The sequence below is a fragment of the Streptomyces sp. NPDC008137 genome (assembly GCF_042957035.1).
Classification (GTDB): Bacteria; Actinomycetota; Actinomycetes; order Streptomycetales; family Streptomycetaceae; genus Streptomyces.
In genome coordinates this window covers 61,476-85,043 of record NZ_JBIBHN010000008.1, presented here as the reverse complement: position 1 = coordinate 85,043, position 23,568 = coordinate 61,476, and the positions used below count along the sequence as shown (strand labels likewise).

Genomic DNA, 23,568 nt, shown 5'->3' with positions numbered 1-23,568 from the left:
CATTGATCCGGCCCATTCCCCTGCGCAACGCTCGATACACCCAGAGTTACGGAGGAGCACGAAATGGAACCGGGATCGCTCGTCTACGACCCCCACACGAACAAGGTCGGCGAGTACCAGGACAAGACGGGCCCGTATGTGATGCTGCGCCCGGTCGGCGGCGGCCGGGAATGGCAGGCCGACCCGGAGCGGATCCGCGAGGCGACACGGGAGGAACGGCTCAGCGCGGGCGTACGCGCGGCCAACGACCGTTCCAGGGAGGGGATCACCTTCGACCCGACCCGGCCCCCCGTCCCGGTGCCCGGCTGCGCGACCTGCGAGGAACTCGCCGCCCGCCGGGACAAGGCCCGGGCCGCGTTCGACGGAAGCGCGGTGACGGACGCGAACGTCCTGCTGCGCAAGCACCAACGCGACGAACATGGCGGGGAGTCGGCCGGACGCAGGCTCTTCCGGTACGTCCCGTACACGATCGTCCAGGACGCCTCCGCCCTGCCCGAGTACGAGGCGTACTGCGTCTCGGGCGAGGACGCGGACTGCGGGGCCGGCTCCGGGCCCTGCGCGGCCCCGGCCGAGGTCGAGGAGTGGCAGCGCAGGCACACCCAGGAGACCAGGCACCTGCGCTACCGCCGGAGCTTCGCGGACTACGCGGTGCTGGAGAGGCAGGCCTGAGGAGCGGTCGTCAGGAGCGGTCGATCACCTTCCTCAGCTCGGGCGGGAGTTCCTCGACGGTGTCGGCGACCACGAGACGGTATGCGTCGGTGTCCTCAGCCACGGCGATGGCGACGGCCGGGTCCACCCCCCGCACGGCGAACGCGGTCATCAGGGCCGGGCCCTCTCCGTCGTCGCCGTCACCGGGGGTGTCGTCGCACGCCGGACGCGTGGCAGCGCCGAGCGACTCCTCCACCGGGACGTCGGTCTCCCCCCGCCCCAGGTATCTGCGATTGTCGTACTCGACGACGTACGCGCAGGACGGCGCGGGCGCGGCGTCGTCCGGGGGCGCCGACGCGCAGCCCACGGACAGTGCGGCGGCGGTCGCCGCCAGGAGAGGGAGTGGCGCCTTCATCGGTGGCCTCCTTCGGGAGCCGGGGCTCCCGCTCGGTGATACGCAACGAAGACGTCCGCGGGTCCGGATCGGTTCAGCTGCCGGGTGCGCCCTGTGACACCAGGCGTCCTCCGCCCGCGCCGCCCCGCGGGCCCAGGTCGATGAGCCAGTCGGCGGCCTGGATGACGTCGAGGTTGTGCTCGATGGTGACGACCGAGTGCCCGGCGTCGACGAGGCGCTGGAGGACGTCGAGGAGGCGGGCGGTGTCGGCGGGGTGCAGGCCCGTGGTCGGTTCGTCGAGCAGGTAGAGGGCGCGTCCGGTCGTCCGCCGTCCCAGTTCCCTGGCGAGCTTCAGGCGCTGGGCCTCACCGCCGGAGAGGGTGGTGGCCGGCTGGCCGAGGGGGAGGTAGCCGAGGCCCACGTCCGCCATCCGCCGGAGCCGGGTGGCCACCGGCGGGACGTCCCTGAACACCGTCAGCGCCTCGTCCACCGTCGCCGTGAGCACCTCGGCGATGTCATGGCCCTCGTGCCGGACCGCCAGCACCTCCGGCCGGAAACGGTGGCCCTTGCACGTCGGGCAGCGCACCTCCACGGCCGGGAGGAAGTGCATGTGGACGGTGAGGACCCCCGCGCCCTCGCAGCGTTCGCAGCGTCCGCCGGGCACGTTGAAGGAGAAGTGGCCCGCTGTCAGGCGGCCCTGGCCGCGGGCCGCGAAGACCTCCCGGATCGGGGTGAAGACATCCGAGTAGGTCGCCGCGTTGGAGCGCGGGACCCGGCTGATCGGCTCCTGGTCGATGAGGACGGCCTTGGACAGGTGCTCCCAGCCGTCGATGCCGTCGTGCTCGCCGGGCCGTTCACCCGCGCCGTGGAAGTGCCGGCGGGCGGCCCGGCCCAGAATGTCCAGCAGCAGCGTCGACTTGCCCGAGCCGGACGGGCCCGTGACCGTCACCAGGCGGCCGAGCGGGATCCGTACGGTCAGGTCCTTGAGGTTGTGGGCCCGGGCCCCGCGGATCACGACGGCCGTCCCGCTGTCGCCGCGTCCGCGTGACGGTGGGACGGACAGCAGGCCGGACAGGTAGGCGCCGGTCACCGAGCCCTCGGTCCCGGCGACCTCCTCCGGTGTGCCCGTCGCGACGATCCGGCCGCCGTCCCGGCCCGCCCCCGGGCCGACGTCGATGACATGGTCCGCCGCGCGCAGCACGTCCAGGTCGTGCTCGACGACCAGCACGGTGTTGCCCAGGTCGCGCAGGCGGCGCAGGACGCCGACCAGGCGGGCGGTGTCGGAGGGGTGCAGGCCGATCGTGGGCTCGTCGAGGACGTAGAGCACGCCGGTCAGCCCGGAGCCGAGCAGGGCGGCGAGCCGCAGGCGTTGCGTCTCCCCGGCGGAGAGGCTGGGCGTGGCCTGCCCGAGGGCGAGATAGCCGACTCCCACGTCCACCAGGCGCCGTACCCGCTCCTCCAGGTCCACCGCCACGGGCTCCACGAGCGGCCACGCCTCCGCGTCCGACCGCTCCCGCAACCCCGCCAGCCAGGTGTCGAGGTCGGTCAGCGAGAGCCGGGCGGCCTCGACGATGGTGAGGCCGTGCACGGTCACCGCCCGGCTCTCCGCTCGCAGCCGGGTCCCGCCGCACTCACCGCAGAGCTGCTTCACCAGACCCTGCTGTTCGGCCCGTTCGCGGTAGTCGGGGTCGTCGGCACGGTCGCTGTAGCGGCGCAGCAGGGCCGTCGCGACTCCTTCGAAGCGGCCGGCGGACACGGTCGACGGTGGATCGGTGTCCGGGAAGTGCCGTCGGAACTCGGGGCTTTCGACGCCGTGGAGCAGCAGGTCCCTCGGGATGTCGCCCAGTTCGCCGACCGGGGTGTCCGCGTCGAAGTCGAAGCCGTAGTGGCCGGCGGCGGCCCGCAGCACGGGGATGCTCCACTCGGTGAACTTCGCGTTCCAGCCCCGCACCGCGCCCTGGGCGACCGTGCGGGTGGCGTCGACCAGGCGCCGTACGTCGGGCCGGATCACCTCGCCGAGGCCGGTGCAGGCCGGGCAGGCTCCGGCGGGCTTGTTGAAGGAGAAGGAGCCCATCACGAGTTCGGGCACGAGGGTGCCGCAGTGCGGGCAGGGCCGCTGCTCCGCCTCGGTGTCCTCGTCGCTCTCTTCGCCCTCGGCGCCCTCGGCGTACGACGGCGGGATGTCCTTCCCGCAGCCGGGGCACGGCCGTACGCCGACGCGCGACCACAGCAGCCGCAGATACGTGAACACCTCCGTGACCGTGCCGACCGTGGAGCGGGGGCTGCGGTTGGTGTGGTGCTGGTCGACGCTGACGGACGGGGACAGGCCGGTGATCGAGTCGACGGCGGGCTTGCTGACGAAGCCGGTGACCATGCCCAGCGACTCCAGGTACTGCCGCTGGCCCTCCTTGTGGAGGGTGTCGAAGGCGAGGGTGGACTTGCCGGAACCGGACAGGCCGGTCAGGACGACCAGCTTGTTCTTCGGGAGGGAGAGGGAGACGTTCCTGAGGTTGTGGAGCCGGGCACCGGTCACGCGAATGAAGGAGTCCATTCCTTCAAGTCTTCCATTGAAGTGCGGTGTTGAGACTTGGAGCGGCCCACCCCCCGTGTGTTCTGCCGTAACCTTCAAATCGATGACCAACGAACGCCGACTCCGTCCCGTCGACCTCGCCCGGTCCGCCGGTGTCTCGACGCAGCAGATCCGCAACTACGAGGACGCGGGTGTGCTGCCGCCGGCCGCGCGGACCGCGTCCGGCTACCGGGCCTTCACCGAGACGCACCGCGCCGCGCTGCTGGCGTACCGGACCCTGATGCGGGGGTACGGGCCGGTGCCGGCGACGCGGATCATGCGGACCCTGCACGAGGGGGACGTCCCCGGCGCGCTCGCGCTGGTCGACGCCGCGCACGCCGCCCTGCACGAGGAGCGGGTCGCGCTGCGGGCCGCGAGCGAGGCCCTGGAACTGCTGGCGGCCGAGCCCCCCGCCCCGCTCCCCCGCTCCGAGGGGCTGCGCATCGGGGAAGTGGCCGCGCTGCTGGGCGTACGGACGTCCGCGCTCCGGGTGTGGGAGGGGGCCGGGCTGCTCATGCCCCGGCGCGAGCGCGCCACGGGATACCGGCTCTACGAACCGGCCGACGTACGGGACGCCCGGCTCGTGCACACCCTGCGCCGCAGTCACTATCTGTTCGACCAGATCCGGCCGGTGCTGGAAGGGCTGAGGAGAGAGGGCAGCAGCGATGCCCTGCGCGCGGCCGTCGCGGCTCGCGGGCAGGCCCTGACGGCTCGGACCAGGGTGATGATCGAGGGCTCGGGGGCCCTCCACGGTTACCTCGCGTCAACAGAGCGCACCGGTAAAGGCTCGTAACGCCGTTCGAGATGCCATCCGTTCCATTGAAATGTGGCGAAAGCCGGTGTCGCCGAGGGCACGTTCGGCATTCCTTTGGTCGGGTCTATCCCACCTGCGAACGGAGACGCCCTGTGCGAATGACTGACATCCAGCGTTGCGAGGTGCGACCTGGGCGACTCGTCGAATGGACACTCAGTCCGGCGACCGTCGCGACGGCGAAGGCGCTGCCGGAGGACTCCAGGCCGCCGGCGTACATCCAGGAGTCGCACCTCCGGACGGCGCGGTCCGTGCGCGAGGACGGGCTGTTCGTGCCGACCTGGCTGGGCGCGGCGTTCGACATCCCGGGGCGCGCCGATCTGGACGCGCTGGGCGAGGCGCTGCGCGGCTGGACGCTGCGGCACGAGACCCTGCGCAGCGGCTTCCGCTGGGCGGGCGGTCCCGGTGACTCGATCCGCCGCTTCACCCTCGACGCCTCCTCGGTGTCCCTGCACCGCGAGGAGGCCGGCGACTTCACCGACCCGGCGGCCCTGGCCCAGCACCTCCAGGACCGTTTCGACACCACGGCGGACGCTCTGCGCTGGCCCAACCTCATCTACACCGCGGTGGTCCGGGACGACTCCACCAGCGTCTACATGGCGTTCGACCACAGCAATGTCGACGCCTACTCCATCCACCGCATCCCCGCCGAGATCCACGAGCTGTACGAGGCGGCCCGCGGCGGCGGCGAGGTGGCGGCGGCCCCGGAGCCGGAACCGGTGGGCAGCTACGTCGACTTCTGCGAGGCCGAGCGCGCGGACGCCGACCGCATCGACGCGGACCACGACATCGTCGCCCGCTGGCGGGAGTTCATCCACCGCTGCGAGGGACGGCTGCCGAGCTTCCCCGTGGACCTCGGCCTGGATCCCGAGGGCGGGCTGCCCACGCAGAAGTTCATGCGGGAGCCGCTGGTGGACGCGGACGCCGCCGCCGCGTTCGAGGCGTACTGCCGCCCGTACGGCGGGAGCCTCGTCGGGGTTCTCGCGGCCACCGCCCTGATCGTCCACGAGATCGGCGGCGAGCCCGTCTACCGCACGGTCGTGCCGTTCCACACCCGGGTGAAGTCCCAGTGGTCGCAGTCGGTCGGCTGGTACGTGGGCGGCGCCCCGATCGAGATCCCCATGTCCGAGGCCACCGACTTCCCGAGCGCCCTGCGCACCGTACGCGCCGCCCTCCAGGCCAACCGGCGGCTCGCCCGCATCCCGCTCGCCCGGGTCCTCCACCTCCTCGGCGCCGACTTCCGCCCCACCTCCCCCGACCTCTACTCGATCGTCTCCTTCGTCGACACCCGCGCCATCCCCGGCTCCGGCGACTGGACGGACCAGAACGCGTACGGCCTGCTCCGCGTGTCCTACGGCGACCAGGTCTGCGCCTGGATCACCCGCCTCCACGAGGGCCTGTGGTTCGCCAGCCGCTACCCGGACACGGACATCGCCCACAAGAACCTGCGGCTGTACGCGGAGCGGTTGCGGGACGTCATCACGAGTACCGCCGGCCGGCACTAGGAGAGGCCAGTGGAGACGGCGAAGGCCGGTTCCCGTGACGTGGAGTCGCGGGGACCGGCCTTCGGTGTCGTCCGGGGCGGGGCCGGGTCACACCCCAGCGTAGGAGTGCTTGCCGGAGACGAAGATGTTCACGCCGTAGTAGTTGAACAGCCAGCAGCCGAAGGCGAGCAGGGCCAGGTAGGCGGCCTTGCGGCCCTTCCAGCCGGCGGTGGCGCGGGCGTGCAGGTAGCAGGCGTAGGCGACCCAGGTGATGAAGGCCCAGGTCTCCTTGGGGTCCCAGCCCCAGTAGCGGCCCCAGGCGTCCCCGGCCCAGATCGCGCCCGCGATGATCGTGAACGTCCACAGCGGGAAGACGGCGGCGTTGACGCGGTAGGCGAACTTGTCCAGGGAGGACGAGGCGGGCAGCCGCTCCAGCACGGAGGTGGCGAAGGTGCCGGGCGTGCCGCCGCTCGCGAGCTTGTTCTCGTAGGAGTCCTTGAAGAGGTACAGGATCGTGGTGACCGCGCCGACGTAGAAGACCGCGCCGCAGAAGATCGCCGTCGAGACGTGGATGTACAGCCAGTACGAGTGCAGCGCCGGGACGAGCTGGTCGCTGGCGGTGTAGAGGACCGTGACGGCCAGGCCCAGGTCGAGCAGGACCGTGGTGATCAGGAACAGGCCGAGCCAGCGGACGTTCTTCTTCAGCGCCAGCAGTCCGAGGTACACGCCGACCGCGACCGTGGAGAAGGTGATGTTGAACTCGTACATGTTGCCCCACGGCGCCCGCTCCACCGAGAGGGCGCGGGTGAGGACACCGCCGAACTCGACCAGGAAGGCGAGCACGGTGAGGGAGATGGCGATCCGGCCGTACAGGTCGCCCTGCTCGTCGCCGCCGGCCGCGCCGGGCCCGTCCGGCACGTCCCGTTGTCCGGACGCGGCCCGCACGGTGACCTTCGGCCGCTCCAGGACGGCGGTGCCGCCGGCCTTGTTCACGGTGACGGCCGGGGCCGCCTTCTTCTCGGCCTGCCCGGTGAGCGCGGCGGCGGTACGGGCCACCTTGCTGCGGCTGCCGAAGAGCCATTCGGCGATGTACGCGAAGAAGGCCAGGGTGTAGACGGCCATCGAGGAGTAGATCAGTACGTTGCTGATCTGCGCGAGGTTTTCGTTGGTGGCGGCGGCGAGAGTCACTGCTTCCCAGCCCCTTCGGCAGGTACGGGGGGTTCGGTGCCCGGCTCCTGGTCGGCGTCGGGGGAATCTGCGGGGTCGTCGGGATCGGGCGCGCCCGGGGCCTGGTCGTAGAGGATTCCGGCGAGGTCGCCCAGTTCCTCGGGGACCTTGGCTGACTCGCTGCGGCCGAGGCCGGCCATCTCGACGACGGTGACGCCGTCGGCGCCCCGGACCGCGCGCACCCAGACGCGGCGGCGCTGGATGAACAGGGAGGCGGCGAGGCCGCCGATCGCGGCGATGGAGCCGGCGAGGGCCCAGCCGCCGCCGGGCTCCTGGACGACCTGGAAGCCGGCCCACTCCTTGACGGTCTTGCCGAAGGTGACCGAGCCGGCGCCGTTCGGGAGGGTCATGGAGTCGCCGGGCCGCAGCAGCCTCTTGAACAGCTTGCCCTTGGAGTCCTTGAACTCCTTCATGTTGGTCTTGTCCATCTGGTACACGCTCTGCGGGATGCCCGAGTCGGCCCCGAGGTCGCCGTGGTAGGCGGACAGTGCGAGCACCGGGGAGTCCAGCGCGGGGAACTGCGACAGCATCGTGCCGCTGGCGTGGCCGCCGTAGGTCGGCACGAGGAACGCGTTGAAGCCGAGCTGTTCCTTCTTGCCCTGGGCGTTGCGGTAGCCGTCGAGGACCTTGACGACTCCGGAGGAGGTGACGTTGGCGTCCAGCGGCAGCAGCGGTACGGCGTCCTCGTAGACGACCTTGCCCGTGGCGTCCCGGACGGTGATGACGGGGGCGTAGCCGTGGCTGACGAGGTAGACCTTGGAGTCGCCGATCTCCAGGGGCTGGTTGACCTTGACGGTGGTCTTCTCGTCCTTGCCGTACGGGCCTGAGCTGTAGTCGAGGGAGGCCTGGTACGTGCGCGGGGTGCCCTTGTTGGGGCCGGTGCGCTCGTAGGTGCCGGTGAACTTCTTCAGGTTGAAGCTGAAGGGCACCAGGTCGTCCGACGAGAAGAGGTTGCCGGACTTGAAGTCGTCGTACTGCGTGAGGGTGTTGGAGAAGCCGGCGCCCTCGACGACCAGCTTGTTGCCCTCGGACTTGTAGAGCTGGCCCCAGGCGAAGGCGACCAGCATCACGATGAGGGCGATGTGGAAGACGAGGTTGCCCAGCTCGCGTACGTAGCCCTTCTCGGCGGCGACGGCGTCACCGGCGAGGTGGGCGCGGAAGCGGCGCTTCTTCAGCAGGGCCAGGGCGGCCTGGTGGACCTGCTCGGGTTCGGCCGTGGTGCGCCAGGTGGTGTGGGCGGGCAGCCGGTTCAGCCGCTTGGGCGCGCCCGGCGGGCGGCCGCGCAGCTGGCCCACGAACTGCCAGGTGCGGGGCACGATGCAGCCGATGAGGGAGACGAACAGCAGGATGTAGATCGCGGAGAACCACACCGAGCCGTACACGTGGAACAGGCCGAGCTTGTCGTAGATCTCGCCGAGGGTCTCGTGGTTCTCGCGGAAGTCGGCGACCTTGGTCTCGTCCTGGCCCGACTGCGGGATGAGCGAGCCGGGGATCGCGCCGAGGGAGAGCAGCAGGAGGAGCAGCAACGCGACCCGCATGGAGGTGAGCTGGCGCCAGAACCAGCGGGCCCAGCCGATGACGCCCAGGGCGGGCAGGTTGGGGAGGTCTTCCTTGGGGGCGGTGGACAGCTGGGAGCCGGCGGCGCCCAGGTCCTGGTCCTCACCGGCGGGCGGGGCCGGGTCGGGGGCGGTGGTCTTGCTCATCGATCAGATCCCCACAGTGAAGCCGTCGGACCAGACCTGCATCTCCTGCACGATGCGGTCCCACGCGCCGGTCAGCAGCAGCAGACCGGTCACGATCATCATGGTGCCGCCGACCCGCATCACCCAGACGTAGTGGCGCTTGATCCACCCGAAGGCTCCGAGGGCCTTGCGGAAGGCGACCGCGGCGAGCACGAACGGCACGCCCAGCCCCAGACAGTACGCGACGGTCAGGAGGGCGCCGCGTCCGGCGCTGCCCTGGTCGGAGGAGAGGACCAGCACGGAGGCGAGGGTGGGGCCGATGCAGGGGGTCCAGCCGATCCCGAACAGCGCTCCGAGCAGGGGGGCGCCGATCAGCCCGGCCACCGGCCTGCGGTGGAAGCGGAACTCCCGCTGGGTGAGCCAGGGCATGAGGCCCATGAAGAAGACACCCAGGAGGATCATGAACACGCCGAGCACCTTGGACAGGACGTCCTTGTGCTCCTGGAGCGTCTGCCCGAAGAATCCGAAGAAGGCCCCGGTGGAGACGAACACGGCGGTGAAGCCCAGCACGAACAGCGAGGCTCCGGCGACCATCCGGCCGCGCCGGGCCTCGGCCAGGTCGGTGCCGCTGACGCCGGTGACGTAGGAGAGGTAGCCGGGGACCAGGGGCAGGACGCACGGCGAGAAGAAGGAGACAAGGCCGCCGAGCAGGGCGAGCGGGAGGGCCGCCAGCAGGGCGCCGTTGAGAACGGTCTGGTTGGGGTCGGTCGCGGCGGCGAGCATCGCTGCGCTCACGTCACTTCTCCGCGACGACGGGCTTGAGCATCTTCAGCAGGCGTTCCTCGCTGAGCGCGGACAGCGAGCGGGCCGCGATCTTCCCGTCCCGGTCGAGGACGAGGGTGGAGGGGATCGCCTGCGGGTTGAGGGTGCCCTTGTCGAAGCGCAGCAGCAGCTTGCCGGTCGGGTCGTAGAGGCTGGGGTAGGTGATGTCCCAGTCCTTCTCGAAGGCGAGGGCGGCGCCCGTGGAGGTGTCGCGGGTGTTGATGCCGACGAACTGCACGCCCTTGTCCGCGTAGGCCTTGGACACCTTCGCGAAGTACTTGGCCTCGGCGCGGCAGGGGTTGCACCAGGAGCCCCACACGTTGAGGACGACGACCTTGCCCTTGAAGTCGGCGACGTCGAGCGTCTTGCCGGCGATGGTCTTGCCGGACAGGTCGGGGGCCGGGGTGCGCTCGCCCTTGGCGGCCGTGGCGGTGCCGTCGGAGCCGGTGACGAAGTTGGTGTTGCCGCCCCCGCCGGAGGTGCCGCCCGAGCCGCACGCGGAGACGAGCAGCGCGGCCGCGGCGGCACCGGCGGTCAGGGCGGCGCGGCGACGGGCCCGGGGTGAGCGGGTGTTCCGGGTCGTGCGGGGCGAGCTGTTCGAACCCAGGGGGGCGCGGCTGGCGGCACTCATGTGAAAAGTTTCGCATGCCCGTTCCGGCGCTCTCGCCCACCCCCCTTGCGGGCGGAAAACCGCATTTCAGGCAGCGTTTCGCGAGGGTGTCCCGGTCCCCTGCGGCGTCTTCTCCACGAACCCCTTCCAGCCACCGGCCGGTTGCTGCCCGACCTCCAGCGTGCGGAGCCTGTCCAGCACCTCGGGCTTCTGGACGTCCAGCCAGTCGGTGAACTGACGGAAGGAGACGAGGCGCACATCCGCGCCCTTGTCCTTCTCCCGCGCGATGTGCTTGAAGGCCTCCTCCACGGCGTCCATGTAGATGCCGCCGTTCCACTGCTCGAAGTGGTTGCCTATGAAGAGGGGCGCGCGATTGGACTCGTAGGCCCGCTGGAAGCCCTGGATGTACGCCTGGGCCGACTGCTCGCGCCAGCCCGGGTAGTTGTGCGCGGGCGCCTTTGTGGTGCTTATGGACTGGTTTGCCAGCATGTTGTAGTCCATCGAGAGGACCTCGAAGCCCCGGCCGGGGAAAGGTATCTGCTGTAGGGGCAGGTCCCAGATCCCCTGTCGCTTCACCGGCCAGACCTGGCGGCCGCCGGGCGAGGAGGCGTCGTAGCGCCAGCCGAGCTCGCGGGCGGTGGGCAGCAGGTTGTCCTGGCCGAGCAGACAGGGCGTGCGGCCGCCGACGAGTTCCTTGTCGTAGTCGAACGGCAGGGACGGCAGGTCGGTCCAGCCGGTGTTGGTGCGCCACTCCTTCACGAAGGACTTCGCCTGGTCGATCTCGCTGCGCCACTGCCGGGGCGTCCAGTTCTTGACCGAGCCGTGGGTCTCGCCGCAGAAGTGCCCGTTGAAGTGGGTGCCGATCTCGTGGCCCTCCAGCCAGGCCCGGCGGACGTACTTCAGCGTGTCCTTGACGTGCGCGTCGGTGAGGTAGCCGATGTCGGAGGCGCCGCGCGGGTTGTTCGGCGGGTCGTAGAGGCGCTTCTTCGACTCGGGCAGCAGATACAGCCCGGACAGGAAGAAGGTCATGCTCGCGCCGTGCTCCTTGGCCAGGTCCAGGAAGCGCGGGAAGAGGCCGTTGCCGACCTCGCCGGCGCCGTCCCAGGAGAAGACGACGAACTGCGGCGGAGTCTGGCCCGGCTCCAGCGGCTCGGGCTTGCCGGGCTGGTGGGGCTGTTCGCCGGTGTGGGCGGTGGAGCCGTCGCCGATGGGGCGGGCGGTGGGCTTCGGGCTGCCGGTTCCCTTGTCGGGGGAACCTCCGGCGTGGCTCGACCCCTCTGACCCGGTGAGGCCGCCGCAGCCGGCGAGCGAGACAGCGGCGGCGGCTCCCGCGCCGATTCCGAGCATTCCCCTACGGGTGAGAGCGCGCATGGCATCCCCGATTCGTCACGTCGTGCTGGTCACCCAGTCAGAGGACGTGACGAACGGGGAGGTTCCGCTGTTATTTGCAGATTCCGTAACGGAGCGGTCGGAAACCGCCCGGAAGCGAACAGAAAGGGCTTGTGGGTTCTGTGGATCGGATCAGGCGCCGAACGCCTTGCCCTGCCCCTTCACCGGCTTGGCACCGGCCAGGAGATGCGCCGGGACGAGATCGCGGGCCGGCTCGGTGTAGCCGACGGAGACGATCCGGTCGCCCCGGAACGTGAAGGTCGTCAGCGAGGCGAGCGTGCACTGCCGCTTGCGCGGGTCGTGCCACAGCCGCCGCCGCTCCACGTACGACCGCACGATCCAGATCGGCAGCTGATGACTGACCACGACCGCCTCGTGCCCCCGGGCCCGGTCCTTCGCCGTGCTCAGGGCGCTCATCATGCGCACGACCTGATCGACGTAAGGCTCGCCCCAGGACGGCCGGAGCGGGTTGACCAGGTGCTTCCAGTTGCCGGGCTTGCGCAGCGCACCGTCGCCGACGCCGAAGGTCTTGCCCTGGAAGATGTTGTCGGCCTCGATCAGCCGCTCGTCGGTGGCGAGGTCGAGGCCGTGCGCCTTGGCGATCGGTTCGGCCGTCTCCTGCGCCCGCTCCAGCGGGGAGGCGACGACGTGCGTCACATCGCGGTCCGCCAGGTGCTCGGCGACCCGGTCCGCCATGCGCCGGCCCAGCTCGGAGAGGTGGTAGCCGGGGAGACGGCCGTAGAGGATGCCGTCCGGGTTGGCGACCTCGCCGTGGCGCATGACGTGGACGACGGTGATGTCGGCGCTCGCGCCGTTGCCCTGGTCGCTCATGCCGTGGCCTCCGCGGCCGCGCGGGCCGCCGCCGGGAGGGCGTCGGCGATGCGCTGCACGGCACGCTCGTCGTGCGCGGTGGACACGAACCAGGACTCGAAGGACGACGGAGGCAGGTAGACACCGTCGGAGAGCAGCGACTGGAAGAACGCGGTGAAGCGGAAGGACTCCTGGGCCTTGGCGTCCTCGTAGTTCCTGACCGGACGGTCGGTGAAGAACACGGAGAACATGTTGGAGGCGGTCTGCAGCGTGTGCGCGACGCCCTCCTTGGCCAGGGCGCCGGTGACGAGGCCCTGGATCTCCCGGGACACGGCGTCGACCTTGGCGTAGGCGGCGTCGTCGAGCAGTCGCAGCTGGGCGAGGCCGGCCGCGGTGGCGATCGGGTTCCCGGACAGCGTGCCGGCCTGGTAGACCGGCCCGGCCGGGGCGAGGTGCGCCATGACGTCCGCGCGTCCGCCGAAGGCCGCGGCGGGGAAGCCGCCGCCCATGACCTTGCCGAAGGTCATCAGGTCGGGGACCACGCCGTCGACCCCGAACCACCCGGCGCGGCTGGTCCGGAAGCCGGTCATGACCTCGTCGGAGATGTAGAGGGCACCGTTCTCGGCGCAGAGGTCCTTGAGCCCCTGGTTGAAGCCGTCCGCGGGCGGTACGACGCCCATGTTGCCCGGGGAGGCCTCGGTGATCACGCAGGCGATCTCGCCGGGGTGGGCGGCGAAGGCCGCGCGTACGGCGTCGAGGTCGTTGTAGGGCAGGACGACGGTGTCGCCGGCCTGGGCGCCGGTGACACCCGGGGTGTCGGGCAGCGCGAAGGTGGCGACGCCGCTGCCGGCCGCGGCGAGCAGCGAGTCGACGTGGCCGTGGTAGCACCCGGCGAACTTGATCACCTTGGCGCGCTGGGTGAACCCGCGCGCGAGCCGGATCGCCGACATGGTCGCCTCGGTGCCGCTGGACACGAGCCGGACCTGCTCCAGGGGCCCGACCCGGGCGATCATCTCCTCGGCGAGCGCGACCTCGCCCTCACCGGGCGTACCGAAGGACGTACCGCGGGCGACGGCGTCCTGGACGGCGGCGATGACCTCGGGGTGCGAGTGCCCGAGGATCATGGGCCCCCAGGAGCACACGAGGTCGACGTACTCGCGTCCGTCGGCGTCCGTCAGGTACGGGCCGGTGCCGGACACCATGAACCGCGGCGTGCCGCCGACGGCGCGGAAGGCCCGTACCGGTGAGTTCACACCGCCGGGCGTGACGGCCGCCGCACGGTCGAACAGAGCCTGCGAGGCCGGTGCTTCATACGGATATGCCAGTTCGCTCATGACCTGCGACTTCTCCGACCTTCTCCGACGTTGTCGGGCTCCGGGTGCCAGTGACCTGTTCAGTGACCTGTTCAGGGTAGGCCAGGGGAGGTTACGGGGCGGACGGCGAGTGTGACCGAACCCGCATCGAGCCCGCGATTCCCGGCCGTCTGCGAGACTGGACCTGATACACACAGATCAAACGGCCCAGGGTGGTCAGAGGCTGCGAAGATCCTGCGGACAGATGATTCGGCGCACGTTTCGGCGGGCGGTCGCGGGGGAGGTCACTGACACGATGATCGGGTTGCGCGGCGGGGGCGGCGCGTCCCAGAAAAAGCAGTCGGGTGGAGATATGCATCGCGGTGGCGGACTGGGCGAGGGGACCGATGACCTGGGTCCTCGGCGTGCCAGACGGGGCAAGCACCGGCGCGAGGCGGAGGACACTCAGGAAACTCGTCAGACGCAGGGTCCGCAGAGTGAACCGGAGCGGTCCGACGGACGTACTGAACATCGGCTGGACGATCTTCGGGCTGAACGTCGGGGTGAGCGTCGCGTGGATGAATTTCAGGCTGAACACCGGGTGGACGATCTTCGTGCGGGGAGCAGGAATGGTGGCCGGGTGGGGGTGACGTACAAGTACTTCGGCGCACCCGACGGTGCGACCGCGGCCCGCGTCCCGATCTCGATGCGCCCCGAGGAACTCGGCGGCGACGAACTCGGCATGAACGGCATGTTCACCAAGATCAAGCCGGAGACCATGGCGGCGATGGTCCTCACGGGCATCGAGGGCGTCCCCCTGCACAAGGTCCCGCCCCTGGAACTGGTCGTCCTGCACCCCGACTACGCCGTCGTCAAACTCCCCATGACCGTCGTCGACCCCCTCCGGGGCATCGGCGAGGAGGCGGTCGGCGCGGCGGCCTTCATCTGGTCGACGGTCCCGGACCGGGGCGGTCCGCGGGACGCGTTCAACGTGTACCAACTGCTGCACGAGTGGCAGGACTTCTCGCATCGGCTGCATGAGGCGGGGCATCAGCCGTATTGCTTGGTGTGGCCCTGAGCTGGGGTTTCGTGGGGTGCGGGCGGGGTCTTCGGGCCTCGCCCTTTTCAGTGCCGGGGAGGGGCCGTCAGGCGGCCAGGGCACATTGAGGGCACATTGGATTCGCTCGGGGCACTGATGCGCCCTGGGCGCCGGGCCGGTCACCCTCGTCTTCCTCCTCGGCTTCTTCCGTGAAGGCGTCGTCGATCGCCTTGCGGGTGCGGCTCTCGCTGGACGGCAGCAGTGCTTGTACGCCCTCCTCGTCCAGGTCCAGCCGGCCCTTGAACAGTTCGGTGCGCGGGTCGTGACCTATGGCGATGAACAGGCCGGTGACGTCCAGGTCGCGGGTGGCGCCGGTGAAGACGTCGCGCAGAACGACGCCGGCGAGCCTCCCGTTGCTTTCCTTGATCTCCGCGATCTCGCTGTCGAACGCGAAGGAGATCTTGTCGTCGGCGAAGGCGCGGTTCTGCGTGATCTGGGAGGCCCGCAGGGTGGAGCGGCGGTGGACGACGGTCACCGAGCGGGCGAAGCGGGTGAGGAAAGTCGCTTCCTCCATGGCGGTGTCGCCGCCGCCGACCACCACGATGTCGCGGTCGCGGAAGAAGAAGCCGTCGCAGGCGGCGCACCAGGACACGCCCCGGCCGGAGAGTTCGTCCTCCTTGGGCAGGCCGAGCTTGCGGTAGCCGGAGCCGGTCGCCACGATCACCGTCTTCGCTCGGTGCACGGTGCCCACCGTGTCGGTGACGGTCTTGATCTCCCCGGTGAGGTCGACGGCGACGATGTCGTCGTCGACCATCTCGGCGCCGAACCTCTCGGCCTGGGCACGCATGTTCGTCATCAGGTCCGGGCCGTCGATGCCCTCGGGGAAGCCGGGAAAGTTCTCGACCTCGGTCGTCGTGGTCAGCGCGCCGCCCACGAAGATCGCACCGCCGAAGACGAGCGGCTTGAGTGCGGCCCGGGCGGTGTAGAGGGCGGCGGTGTATCCGGCGGGGCCGGAGCCGATGACCTCGCGTATTTCATTGTCGATCACCGACGTCACGCCTCCTGCTTGGCGTCGATCTCGGCGATCAGTGCCTCGATGCGGGTCTTGATTTCGTCGCGGATGGGGCGGACGGCGTCGACGCCCTTGCCGGCCGGGTCTTCCAGGGCCCAGTCGAGGTACTTCTTTCCCGGGAAGATCGGGCAGGCGTCGCCGCAGCCCATGGTGATGACGTAGTCGGACACCTGGACGGCCTCGGTGGTGAGGATCTTCGGCTTGGCGTCGGCGATGTCGACGCCGACCTCCTTCATGGCCTCGACGGCTGAGGGGTTGACCTGGTCGCCCGGGATGGAGCCGGCGGAGCGGACCTCGATCCGGTCGCCCGCGAGGTGGGAGAGGAATCCGGCAGCCATCTGCGAGCGCCCGGCGTTGTGGACGCAGACGAACAGCACGGAGGCGAGCGGGCTGGAGGACATCGGTTCTTCCTTCGTCAGTGAGTCTTGCGGTGGTGCGGGGTGCGGATTCAGGAACTCGGCAGAGAGGCGAGCAGCTCGGTGATGTGGGCGTCGATCTCGTCGCGAATGCCGCGGACGACGGCGATCGGGGCGCCCCCGGGGTCGGTGACCGGCCAGTCCAGGTAGCGGCGCCCGGGCAGGACGGGGCAGGCGCCCCCGCATCCCATGGTGATGACGATGTCGGCGGCCTGCACGACCTCGTCGGTCAGCGGCTTGGGGAACGCGTCGCTGAGGTCCACGCCGGCCTCGGTGAGCACCTGGATGACGACCGGCTCGACCTCGGCTGCCGGGAGCGTGCCCGCGGACGATACGACCACGTGTCCGCCCGCGCGGTGCGCGAGGAGGGCTGCTGCCATCTGCGAACGGCCGGCGTTGTGGCTGCAGACGAACAGCACGCGGGGCAGGCCGCAGCCGGGAGCGCCTTCGATGTGTGCGAGCGCGTCCACCCGCTCGGTGGCCAGGTGCTCGGCCAGAACGATCAGGTGGGTTCGGATGCGGGCGTGTTCGGCCAGCCGTTCGTAGGAGTCGGTGACGAGGCGCTGGATGGTCGCCGGGGCGAAGCGCCCGCGGTAGCGCAGGGCGAGTCGGGCGATGCCCGACGCGAGGCGCTCATCGGGCAGGACAGGAGGCGGGGAGGCGGTCACGGGAACCCCCTTCGGGGCGGAGGGATGCGGGTCCCAGGCATCAGCCCCGGCTGGTATCAGCTCGGAGTGATGTGAGAGTATCAGCCCATGCTGACGTCAGTCGACACTGATCTGATCCGGGTTCTGGCCGACCCGCTCAGGCTTCGAATCGTGACCTTGCTGGCCAAAGAGACTCTGTGCACCACTCACCTGGTGGAGGAGACCGGCGCCCGGCAGACCAACCTCTCCAACCATCTGAAGGTGCTGCGCGAGGCCGGGGTCGTGGAGACGGAGCCGTGCGGCCGGTTCACCTACTACCGGCTCAAGCCCGACGTCATCGCCTCGCTCGCGGGTCAGTTCGCCGCCCTGGCCGAGGCCGCTCGCACCGCCGCCGACAACAAGAGGGCCTGCCCGTGACCCGCACCGAAGCATCCGCGACATCCCCCACCGAGGATTCCCCGGTCGTCGCGAAGCTCTCGACGCTCGACCGTTTCCTCGCCGTGTGGATCCTGCTCGCCATGGCCCTCGGCCTCGGCCTGGGCCGCGCCATCCCCGGCCTCGACGACGCCCTGGCAACGGTCGAGATCGGCGGCATCTCCCTGCCGATCGCCGTCGGCCTGCTGATCATGATGTACCCGGTCCTGGCCAAGGTCCGCTACGACAAACTCGACGCCGTCACCGGCGACAAGAAGCTCATGGCCTCGTCGCTGGTCGTCAACTGGATCATCGGCCCGGCGGTCATGTTCGCGCTGGCCTGGATCTTCCTGCCTGACCTGCCCGAGTACCGCACCGGCCTGATCATCGTCGGCCTCGCCCGCTGCATCGCGATGGTCATCATCTGGAACGACCTCGCCTGCGGCGACCGCGAGGCAGCCGCCGTACTGGTCGCGCTGAACTCGGTCTTCCAGGTCCTGGCCTTCGGCCTGCTCGGCTGGTTCTACCTCGACCTGCTGCCCGGCTGGCTGAACCTGGGCAACGGCGAGCACCTGGACATCTCCATGTGGAAGATCGCGCTGAACGTGATCATCTTCCTCGGCATCCCGCTGCTGGCCGGCTTCCTCACCCGCCGCATCGGCGAGCAGAAGCTGGGCCGCGAGAAGTACGAGACCAACTTCCTGCCGAAGATCGGCCCGTGGGCGTTGTACGGCCTGCTCTTCACGATCGTCATCCTCTTCGCCCTGCAGGGGAAGACCATCACCTCGCAGCCGCTGGACGTCGCCCGTATCGCGCTGCCGCTGCTGGTGTACTTCGCGGTCATGTGGTTCGGCACGTTCGCCCTCGGCAAGGTCATCGGCCTGGCCTACGACCGCACCGCGACGCTCGCCTTCACCGCGGCGGGCAACAACTTCGAGCTGGCCATCGCGGTCGCCATCGCCACGTTCGGCGTCACCTCCGGGCAGGCCCTGTCCGGTGTCGTCGGCCCGCTGATCGAGGTGCCGGTGCTGGTCGCGCTCGTGTACGTATCCCTGGCCTGGCGGCGCAAGTTCAGCGACAGCCAGCAGCTGACGGCCACGCCGCAGGAGAGCTGATGCACTGCCTGGACTGCACCGGCACCGGAGCGCAAGTCGCCGCGGTCGGCGTCTGCGCTCAGTGCGGAGCCGCTGTCCGCGCCGCCCACGCCGAAGTCTCCAAGCGGTACCTGACCTGCACGAAGCCGATCTCCCGCCCGGTGGCCACCGAGCCACCGGTGCGGCGGCTGCTGTGCGGCACCTGCGCCGCCGCACATCGCGCCCACGCCGCGTGTTGCCCGGAGTCGAGCGGCGTGGTGCGGACCTCGTGACCGGGGACCGGCACACGCAGGTGGTGATCGTCGGCGGCGGCCAGGCCGGGCTCGCCGCCGGCTACCACCTGCGCCGCCTCGGCCTGGACTTCGTCACCCTCGACGCCCAGGCCGAGCCGGGCGGCGCTTGGCAACACACCTGGGACTCCCTGCACCTGTTCTCCCCAGCCGCCTACTCGTCTCTTCCGGGGCGGCTGATGCCGCCGCAGCCGGGCGAGGAGTACCCGGACGCCGAGCACGTGGTCGCCTACCTGCGTGACTACGAGAAGCGGTACGACCTCCCGGTCGAGCGGCCTGTACGGGTGCTGGGCGTGCACCGGGACGGCGGGTTCCTGCGTGTGGAGACGGACTCGGGCACCTGGCGGGCTCGCGCCGTGATCAGCGCGACCGGCACCTGGTGGCGCCCCTTCCTCCCAGCCGTGCCCGGACTCACCGACTTCGGCGGCCGGCAACTGCACAGCGTCGACCACCGACGGCCCCAGGACTTCGCAGGCCGCCGGGTGATCGTGGTCGGCGGCGGCAACTCAGGCGCCCAGATCGCGGCCGACCTCGCCCACGACATCGAGCTGACCTGGGTCACCCAGCGCCCGCCACGCTTCCTGGCCGACGACATCGACGGCCGCGCCCTCTTCGACGCCGCCACCGCCCGCCGCCGCGCCCTCGACCAGGGGCGTACGGACACCGGCGGCGTCGCCTCCCTCGGCGACATCGTCGCCGTCCCACCCGTCCGTGAGGCACGCGACCGCGGTCTGCTCAAGGCGAGCCCGATGTTCACCCGCCTCGTCCCCGGCGGCGTCGAATGGGCTGATGGCACCCGCGCCGGGGTCGACACGATCATCTGGTGCACCGGGTTCCGGCCCGCCCTGACGCACCTCGCACCGCTGCAACTCCGAGGGCACCGGGGCCACATCGCCACATCCGGCACGCGGGCGGTGGACGAGCCGCGCCTGTACTTGCTCGGCTACGGCGACTGGACCGGGCCCGCCTCCGCCACCCTCATCGGCGTCGGGCGGCCCGCCCGCGACACAGCCCGGCAGATCGCTGAACAGCTGTCCTGAGCACCTCGGACGGCAATCATGTGGCGCGTGCGGCCGTATCCACCCATCGGGCCAGAACACTAAAGGCGACCAGCTGTTCGAGCGCCTCATGCTGTGGCAGCTCCGGCAGGCCGTCCTCGTGGCTGTTGGGATTCCTGATGCCGGCGTAGCAGCCCTCGGCGAAGGCCGCCGCACCCCGTTGGACGCTGCGGAAGGTGTCGCTGCCGTCGTCGATCATCAGTCGCAGACGCGGCTGGCCAGGCTTGCGAGCGTCCTTCGAGAAGATGCTCTGGAACAGGGCGGTTTCGGTTACGTCGCGCCGCCCTGCCTTGTTCTGTGTTTCGCGGTTGACCTTCCTCGCAGCAGCAGTGACGGCCTCTCGAAAATGTCCGTCCTGCCACAGCGCTCTTGCCGCAGACCAGACCCATGAGTGCAGGCTCGCGGCACTCAGGCGTGGCGCGGTGCCGCCCAGGCGTTCGCGGATCTCGGCGTCTCGCTGCAGAGCGGCGTCGGCACGCTGGACGGCCTCGCGGTGCTGGTACCAGCGGTTGATCCGCTGATTGCCGCGCCAGGCGGGCAGGACGCGGTCGAGGATCTGCTCCACTGCATGCGCACTGGCAATGATGTCTGCCGGGTTGCCGCGATTGGATTTCCTGGTGCTGAAGACGACCATGCCGGCAGGGTCCGGTGGCCGGTACAGCTCGGTGAGCTCCAAGAAGTGCGACAGCTCGCCGCGTGCCCACTCGACGTCGATGCTCATCGCTCCATCATCCATACGACAACTGACAATGACCCTGGACTGTGTCAGCTGGGCTGCGCCGTGCGATCAGAACGACGACATGCCAAGGGCCCCCGTCACCGTCAGGCCACTGCCGGTGCGATGGTCAGCAATTTGCCCATGGCCGCCAGCACCGACGGCTCGACCCGGTAGTAGACCCACGTCCCGCGCCGCTCAGAGGTCAGCAGCCCGGCCTCCTTGAGCTTCTTCAGGTGGTGGGAGACCGTCGGCTGGGAGACGCCGACGTCGGAGATGTCGCACACGCACGCCTCACCGGCCGCGTGCGAGGCCACTGCCGAGAACAGGCGCAGTCGCACCGGGTCGCCGAGCGCCTTGAACATCCGCGCAGCTGTCTCGGACTCCTCCGCGGTGAACGGGCGCTCGGTGAGCGGCGGGCAGCATGGCGCAACGGCCTCGGATCCCTCGGCCTCGATCAGCGGCAGCACCTTAGCGTTCGACATGCATCTATGTTGACATACGTCGAACCAGTGGGCGAGGGGCGCATGGCTCAGCCGTGGGCAAGGTGAGCCGCCAGGCGCCGCGCCACGCGGGCGGCGTCCCGGCCGACGCCGCGCAGAGAGTTGGATGACAGGCTGCGCTGCCGTTCGGATCCGCGCCGGGAAAAGGCATCCCTGGCAGCGAGCTGTACCTGGCGGGCGAGAACAGGGTGAGGCTGTCGTAGCAGCGCGGCCACGACCCTGCCGCCCGCTCTGACGCCTCCAGCACCACCGGCCTGATCCCCTGCCGCAGTAGGGCGCGCCCCGTGACCGGCCCGGACTGCCCGCCGCCGATCACCACGACGTCAGCGTGCTCCATCGAGAAACCCCCAGATTCGATGAATGTCTATGTTGACGCTCATCGAAGCAGGTGCCATGCTGGCCGCGCAAGCCATCGACGAATGTCGAAGCAAAGGGGAGTCTCGTGAACGCGTCCACCACCGACCAGCTGCCCGTCGTGGTCATCGGTGCCGGCCCGATCGGCCTGGCCGCCGCCGCCCACCTCGTCGAACGCGGCATCGCACCCCTGGTCCTCGAAGCCGGACCGTCCGCGGGCACCGCCGTACGCGACTGGGCACACGTGCGGTTGTTCTCACCGTGGGCCGAGGTCACCGACCCGGCCGCCGAGAAGCTCCTCGCCCCCACCGGCTGGGTCCGCCCTGACGGCTCCGCCTACCCGACCGGCGGCGACTGGGCCGAGCAGTACCTGCAGCCGCTCGCCGACGTCCTCGGCGACAAGGTTCGCTACGGCGTCACGGTGACCGGCGTCGCCCGCGCGGGCCGCGACCGCATCGTCGACGCCGATCGCGACGAGCAGCCCTTCAGCATCCACACCCTGGGGACGGACGGGCGCGAGGAGCGGATCACCGCCCGCGCCGTGATCGATGCCTCCGGCACCTGGTCCACCCCCAGTCCGATGGGCGCCAACGGCCTGCCCGCCCTCGGCGAGAAGACGGCCACTGGCCGCGTTTCCTACCGCGTCCCCGACCTCAAGGACCCGGCCGTCCGTGCCCGCTACGCGGGCAAGCGCACCGCGGTCATCGGCTCCGGCGCCTCCGCCTTCACCGCGCTGGCCTACCTCGCCGACCTGGCCAAGGAGGAGCAGGGCACGCACACAACGTGGATTCTGCGACGCGGCATCGGCGCAAACACCTTCGGCGGAGGCGAGGCCGACGAGCTGCCCGCACGCGGGGCCCTGGGCCTGCGCGCCAAAGCCGCCGTCGAGGACGGCTTCGCGAGCGCGGTCACCGGCTTCCGCACTGACGCTGTGGACCGCGACGGCGACCAGCTGGTCCTGGTCGCCGACGATGGCCGCCGCCTGGACCCCGTCGACGAGGTCATCGTCCTGACCGGCTTCCGCCCCGACCTGTCCTTCCTTTCCGAGGTCCGCCTCGGACTGGACGAGCGTCTGCAGGCGCCGACGGCCCTGGCTCCTCTGATCGACCCGAACGTGCACTCCTGCGGAACCGTCTATCCGCACGGCGTGAACGAGCTGTCCCACCCGGAGCAGGGCATCTACCTGGTCGGCATGAAGTCCTACGGCCGCGCCCCCACGTTCCTGGCGATGACCGGCTACGAGCAGGTCCGCTCCATCAGCGCCGCGATCGCCGGCGACCGCGAGGCCGCCGAACGCGTCGAGCTGACCCTGCCCGAAACCGGCGTGTGCGGCGGCGCGGGCCTGTACGACGAACCCGACACGGCCCAGAACAGCCAGGGCGGCGGATGCTGCGGCGCCCCCGCCACCCTGCAGATCGGCACCGGAACCTCGACCGTCTCCGGCAGTTGCTGACCCGACAACCACCCATCGAGCAGGAGGTACGCCATGTCCCGCGTTCAGCTGGCCCTCCGCGTCGCAGATCTCGACGCGTCCGTCATCTTCTACAGCAAGCTGTTCGGCACCGAGCCCGCCAAACTCCGTGACGGATACGCCAACTTCGCCATCGCCGAGCCCCCGCTCAAGCTCGTGCTGATCGAGGGCGAGGCAGACCAGGACACCGGCCTGGACCACCTCGGCGTCGAAGTCGATTCGACCGAGGCCGTCCACGCCGCCACCGCCCGCCTGAGCGAGGCGGGCCTGGCCACCACCGAAGAGGACAACACCACCTGTTGCTACGCCCTCCAGGACAAGGTCTGGGTGCACGGCCCCGGCCAGGAACCCTGGGAGGTGTACGTGGTCAAAGCAGACGCCGGCACCCTCGCCAAGCAGCAGGGCAGCACCTGTTGCACTAATCCGGCCGATGCCGACAACAAGGAACCGGCAGTCGCAGGCGGCTGCTGCTGACGCCGCCGCCGATGACCAACCTCCACACCAGCGGGGCCGTGACCGGAACGGGGGACCGGTCACGGCCTCGCGCCGCATTGCCGGCCCTCTGCCTGACGCGGGTCACCAGCTGGGGCATCGTCTACTACGCCTAATCCGCAGCTGTGTGAGGCGGACGCGGTTACGAGGAGACCTCTGTGGTGTGACGAGGGCGAGGGCGGCCGCGATGATCGCGAGCGTCTTGGCCCGCAGTCGCACCAGGGACGAGTGGCAGGACTTCTCGCATCGGCTGCATGAGGCGGGG

The 23,568-nt window shown here is 70.3% G+C and carries 24 protein-coding genes and 1 pseudogene; 10 read left to right on the top strand and 15 right to left on the bottom strand.

The window, feature by feature from the left end; genetic code table 11:
* Positions 1–63: 63 nt before the first annotated feature.
* On the top strand, positions 64–669 hold the full coding sequence (locus tag ACFZBT_RS15480) for a hypothetical protein (RefSeq protein WP_391103180.1): 606 nt from the start codon (positions 64–66) through the stop codon (positions 667–669).
* Between the two features lie 10 nt (positions 670–679).
* On the opposite strand, the gene ACFZBT_RS15475 is transcribed toward ACFZBT_RS15480, so the two are convergent.
* Together ACFZBT_RS15475 and uvrA are read right to left on the bottom strand one after the other, a co-directional pair.
* Positions 680–1,063, bottom strand: a complete 384-nt coding sequence (locus ACFZBT_RS15475; RefSeq protein WP_391103178.1) for a DUF6281 family protein — start codon at positions 1,061–1,063, stop codon at positions 680–682.
* Positions 1,064–1,136: 73 nt separating this feature from the next.
* Positions 1,137–3,593, bottom strand: a complete 2,457-nt coding sequence (gene uvrA / locus ACFZBT_RS15470) for an excinuclease ABC subunit UvrA (protein ID WP_391103175.1) — start codon at positions 3,591–3,593, stop codon at positions 1,137–1,139.
* Positions 3,594–3,675: 82 nt separating this feature from the next.
* Between uvrA and ACFZBT_RS15465 the strand changes: the two genes are divergently transcribed.
* Both ACFZBT_RS15465 and ACFZBT_RS15460 read left to right on the top strand, forming a co-directional pair.
* A complete protein-coding gene (locus tag ACFZBT_RS15465) occupies positions 3,676–4,404 on the top strand; it encodes a MerR family transcriptional regulator (protein ID WP_391103172.1) in 729 nt (242 codons plus the stop codon).
* A gap of 113 nt (positions 4,405–4,517) precedes the next feature.
* Positions 4,518–5,927 carry a condensation domain-containing protein gene (locus ACFZBT_RS15460; protein WP_391103170.1) on the top strand — a complete coding sequence of 470 codons (1,410 nt, stop codon included), beginning with the start codon at positions 4,518–4,520 and terminating at the stop codon, positions 5,925–5,927.
* A gap of 87 nt (positions 5,928–6,014) precedes the next feature.
* Here the strand turns inward: ACFZBT_RS15460 and ccsB are convergent, their stop codons facing one another.
* The 7 genes from ccsB to hemL all read right to left on the bottom strand — a co-directional run bounded on the left by ccsB (position 6,015) and on the right by hemL (position 13,780).
* On the bottom strand, positions 6,015–7,094 hold the full coding sequence (gene ccsB / locus ACFZBT_RS15455; RefSeq protein ID WP_391103167.1) for a c-type cytochrome biogenesis protein CcsB: 1,080 nt from the start codon (positions 7,092–7,094) through the stop codon (positions 6,015–6,017).
* Positions 7,091–8,836, bottom strand: a complete 1,746-nt coding sequence (locus ACFZBT_RS15450; protein ID WP_391103164.1) for a cytochrome c biogenesis protein ResB — start codon at positions 8,834–8,836, stop codon at positions 7,091–7,093. The genes ccsB and ACFZBT_RS15450 overlap by 4 nt, the downstream gene beginning before the upstream one ends.
* A 3-nt stretch (positions 8,837–8,839) precedes the next feature.
* The gene (locus ACFZBT_RS15445; RefSeq protein WP_391103637.1) at positions 8,840–9,598 is read right to left on the bottom strand and encodes a cytochrome c biogenesis protein CcdA; all 759 of its coding nucleotides are present in this window, start codon (positions 9,596–9,598) and stop codon (positions 8,840–8,842) included.
* A gap of 13 nt (positions 9,599–9,611) precedes the next feature.
* Complete coding sequence (locus ACFZBT_RS15440) at positions 9,612–10,268, bottom strand: redoxin family protein (RefSeq protein WP_391103161.1); 657 nt, start codon at positions 10,266–10,268, stop codon at positions 9,612–9,614.
* A 66-nt stretch (positions 10,269–10,334) separates the two neighbouring features.
* A complete protein-coding gene (locus ACFZBT_RS15435; protein ID WP_391103159.1) occupies positions 10,335–11,594 on the bottom strand; it encodes a polysaccharide deacetylase family protein in 1,260 nt (419 codons plus the stop codon).
* Positions 11,595–11,768: 174 nt separating this feature from the next.
* A complete protein-coding gene (locus ACFZBT_RS15430; protein WP_391103156.1) occupies positions 11,769–12,467 on the bottom strand; it encodes a histidine phosphatase family protein in 699 nt (232 codons plus the stop codon).
* Positions 12,464–13,780, bottom strand: a complete 1,317-nt coding sequence (hemL, locus tag ACFZBT_RS15425) for a glutamate-1-semialdehyde 2,1-aminomutase (protein ID WP_391103154.1) — start codon at positions 13,778–13,780, stop codon at positions 12,464–12,466. Before hemL ends, ACFZBT_RS15430 begins: the two co-directional genes overlap by 4 nt.
* Before the next feature lie 598 nt (positions 13,781–14,378).
* On the opposite strand from hemL, the gene ACFZBT_RS15420 reads away from it, so the two are divergent.
* Complete coding sequence (locus ACFZBT_RS15420) at positions 14,379–14,816, top strand: hypothetical protein (RefSeq protein ID WP_003974483.1); 438 nt, start codon at positions 14,379–14,381, stop codon at positions 14,814–14,816.
* 67 nt (positions 14,817–14,883) lie between these two features.
* Here ACFZBT_RS15420 and ACFZBT_RS15415 read toward each other — a convergent pair whose 3' ends face one another.
* Genes ACFZBT_RS15415 through ACFZBT_RS15405 form a run of 3 tightly spaced genes read right to left on the bottom strand, consistent with a single transcriptional unit; the run spans position 14,884 to position 16,933 of the window.
* A complete protein-coding gene (locus tag ACFZBT_RS15415; protein ID WP_391103635.1) occupies positions 14,884–15,822 on the bottom strand; it encodes an FAD-dependent oxidoreductase in 939 nt (312 codons plus the stop codon).
* 8 nt (positions 15,823–15,830) lie between these two features.
* Positions 15,831–16,250: an arsenate reductase ArsC gene (locus tag ACFZBT_RS15410; protein WP_391103151.1), complete on the bottom strand. Its 420-nt coding sequence runs from the start codon at positions 16,248–16,250 to the stop codon at positions 15,831–15,833.
* A gap of 47 nt (positions 16,251–16,297) precedes the next feature.
* Positions 16,298–16,933 carry a three-helix bundle dimerization domain-containing protein gene (locus tag ACFZBT_RS15405; protein ID WP_391103149.1) on the bottom strand — a complete coding sequence of 212 codons (636 nt, stop codon included), beginning with the start codon at positions 16,931–16,933 and terminating at the stop codon, positions 16,298–16,300.
* Between the two features lie 87 nt (positions 16,934–17,020).
* Between ACFZBT_RS15405 and ACFZBT_RS15400 the strand changes: the two genes are divergently transcribed.
* Genes ACFZBT_RS15400 through ACFZBT_RS15385 form a run of 4 tightly spaced genes read left to right on the top strand, consistent with a single transcriptional unit; the run spans position 17,021 to position 19,750 of the window.
* Positions 17,021–17,329: a metalloregulator ArsR/SmtB family transcription factor gene (locus ACFZBT_RS15400; protein ID WP_391103146.1), complete on the top strand. Its 309-nt coding sequence runs from the start codon at positions 17,021–17,023 to the stop codon at positions 17,327–17,329.
* Positions 17,326–18,441, top strand: a complete 1,116-nt coding sequence (arsB, locus tag ACFZBT_RS15395) for an ACR3 family arsenite efflux transporter (protein WP_391103144.1) — start codon at positions 17,326–17,328, stop codon at positions 18,439–18,441. Before ACFZBT_RS15400 ends, arsB begins: the two co-directional genes overlap by 4 nt.
* Complete coding sequence (locus ACFZBT_RS15390; protein ID WP_391103142.1) at positions 18,441–18,692, top strand: DUF2180 family protein; 252 nt, start codon at positions 18,441–18,443, stop codon at positions 18,690–18,692. Before arsB ends, ACFZBT_RS15390 begins: the two co-directional genes overlap by 1 nt.
* A complete protein-coding gene (locus ACFZBT_RS15385; RefSeq protein ID WP_391103140.1) occupies positions 18,689–19,750 on the top strand; it encodes an ArsO family NAD(P)H-dependent flavin-containing monooxygenase in 1,062 nt (353 codons plus the stop codon). The genes ACFZBT_RS15390 and ACFZBT_RS15385 overlap by 4 nt, the downstream gene beginning before the upstream one ends.
* Before the next feature lie 16 nt (positions 19,751–19,766).
* On the opposite strand, the gene ACFZBT_RS15380 is transcribed toward ACFZBT_RS15385, so the two are convergent.
* The 3 genes and pseudogenes from ACFZBT_RS15380 to ACFZBT_RS15370 form a co-directional block, all read right to left on the bottom strand.
* Positions 19,767–20,489 carry a TIGR02391 family protein gene (locus ACFZBT_RS15380; protein ID WP_391103138.1) on the bottom strand — a complete coding sequence of 241 codons (723 nt, stop codon included), beginning with the start codon at positions 20,487–20,489 and terminating at the stop codon, positions 19,767–19,769.
* A 101-nt stretch (positions 20,490–20,590) separates the two neighbouring features.
* Positions 20,591–20,968 carry a metalloregulator ArsR/SmtB family transcription factor gene (locus ACFZBT_RS15375; RefSeq protein ID WP_391103135.1) on the bottom strand — a complete coding sequence of 126 codons (378 nt, stop codon included), beginning with the start codon at positions 20,966–20,968 and terminating at the stop codon, positions 20,591–20,593.
* Between the two features lie 148 nt (positions 20,969–21,116).
* Positions 21,117–21,323 (bottom strand): annotated as a pseudogene (locus ACFZBT_RS15370) (FAD-dependent monooxygenase); the annotation flags it as partial.
* Between the two features lie 105 nt (positions 21,324–21,428).
* On the opposite strand from ACFZBT_RS15370, the gene ACFZBT_RS15365 reads away from it, so the two are divergent.
* Positions 21,429–22,793 (top strand): NAD(P)-binding domain-containing protein, encoded by a 1,365-nt coding sequence (locus tag ACFZBT_RS15365; protein ID WP_391103133.1) that lies wholly within the window; start codon positions 21,429–21,431, stop codon positions 22,791–22,793.
* A 33-nt stretch (positions 22,794–22,826) separates the two neighbouring features.
* A complete protein-coding gene (locus tag ACFZBT_RS15360; RefSeq protein ID WP_391103131.1) occupies positions 22,827–23,285 on the top strand; it encodes an ArsI/CadI family heavy metal resistance metalloenzyme in 459 nt (152 codons plus the stop codon).
* The last annotated feature ends 283 nt before the right edge of the window (positions 23,286–23,568 follow it).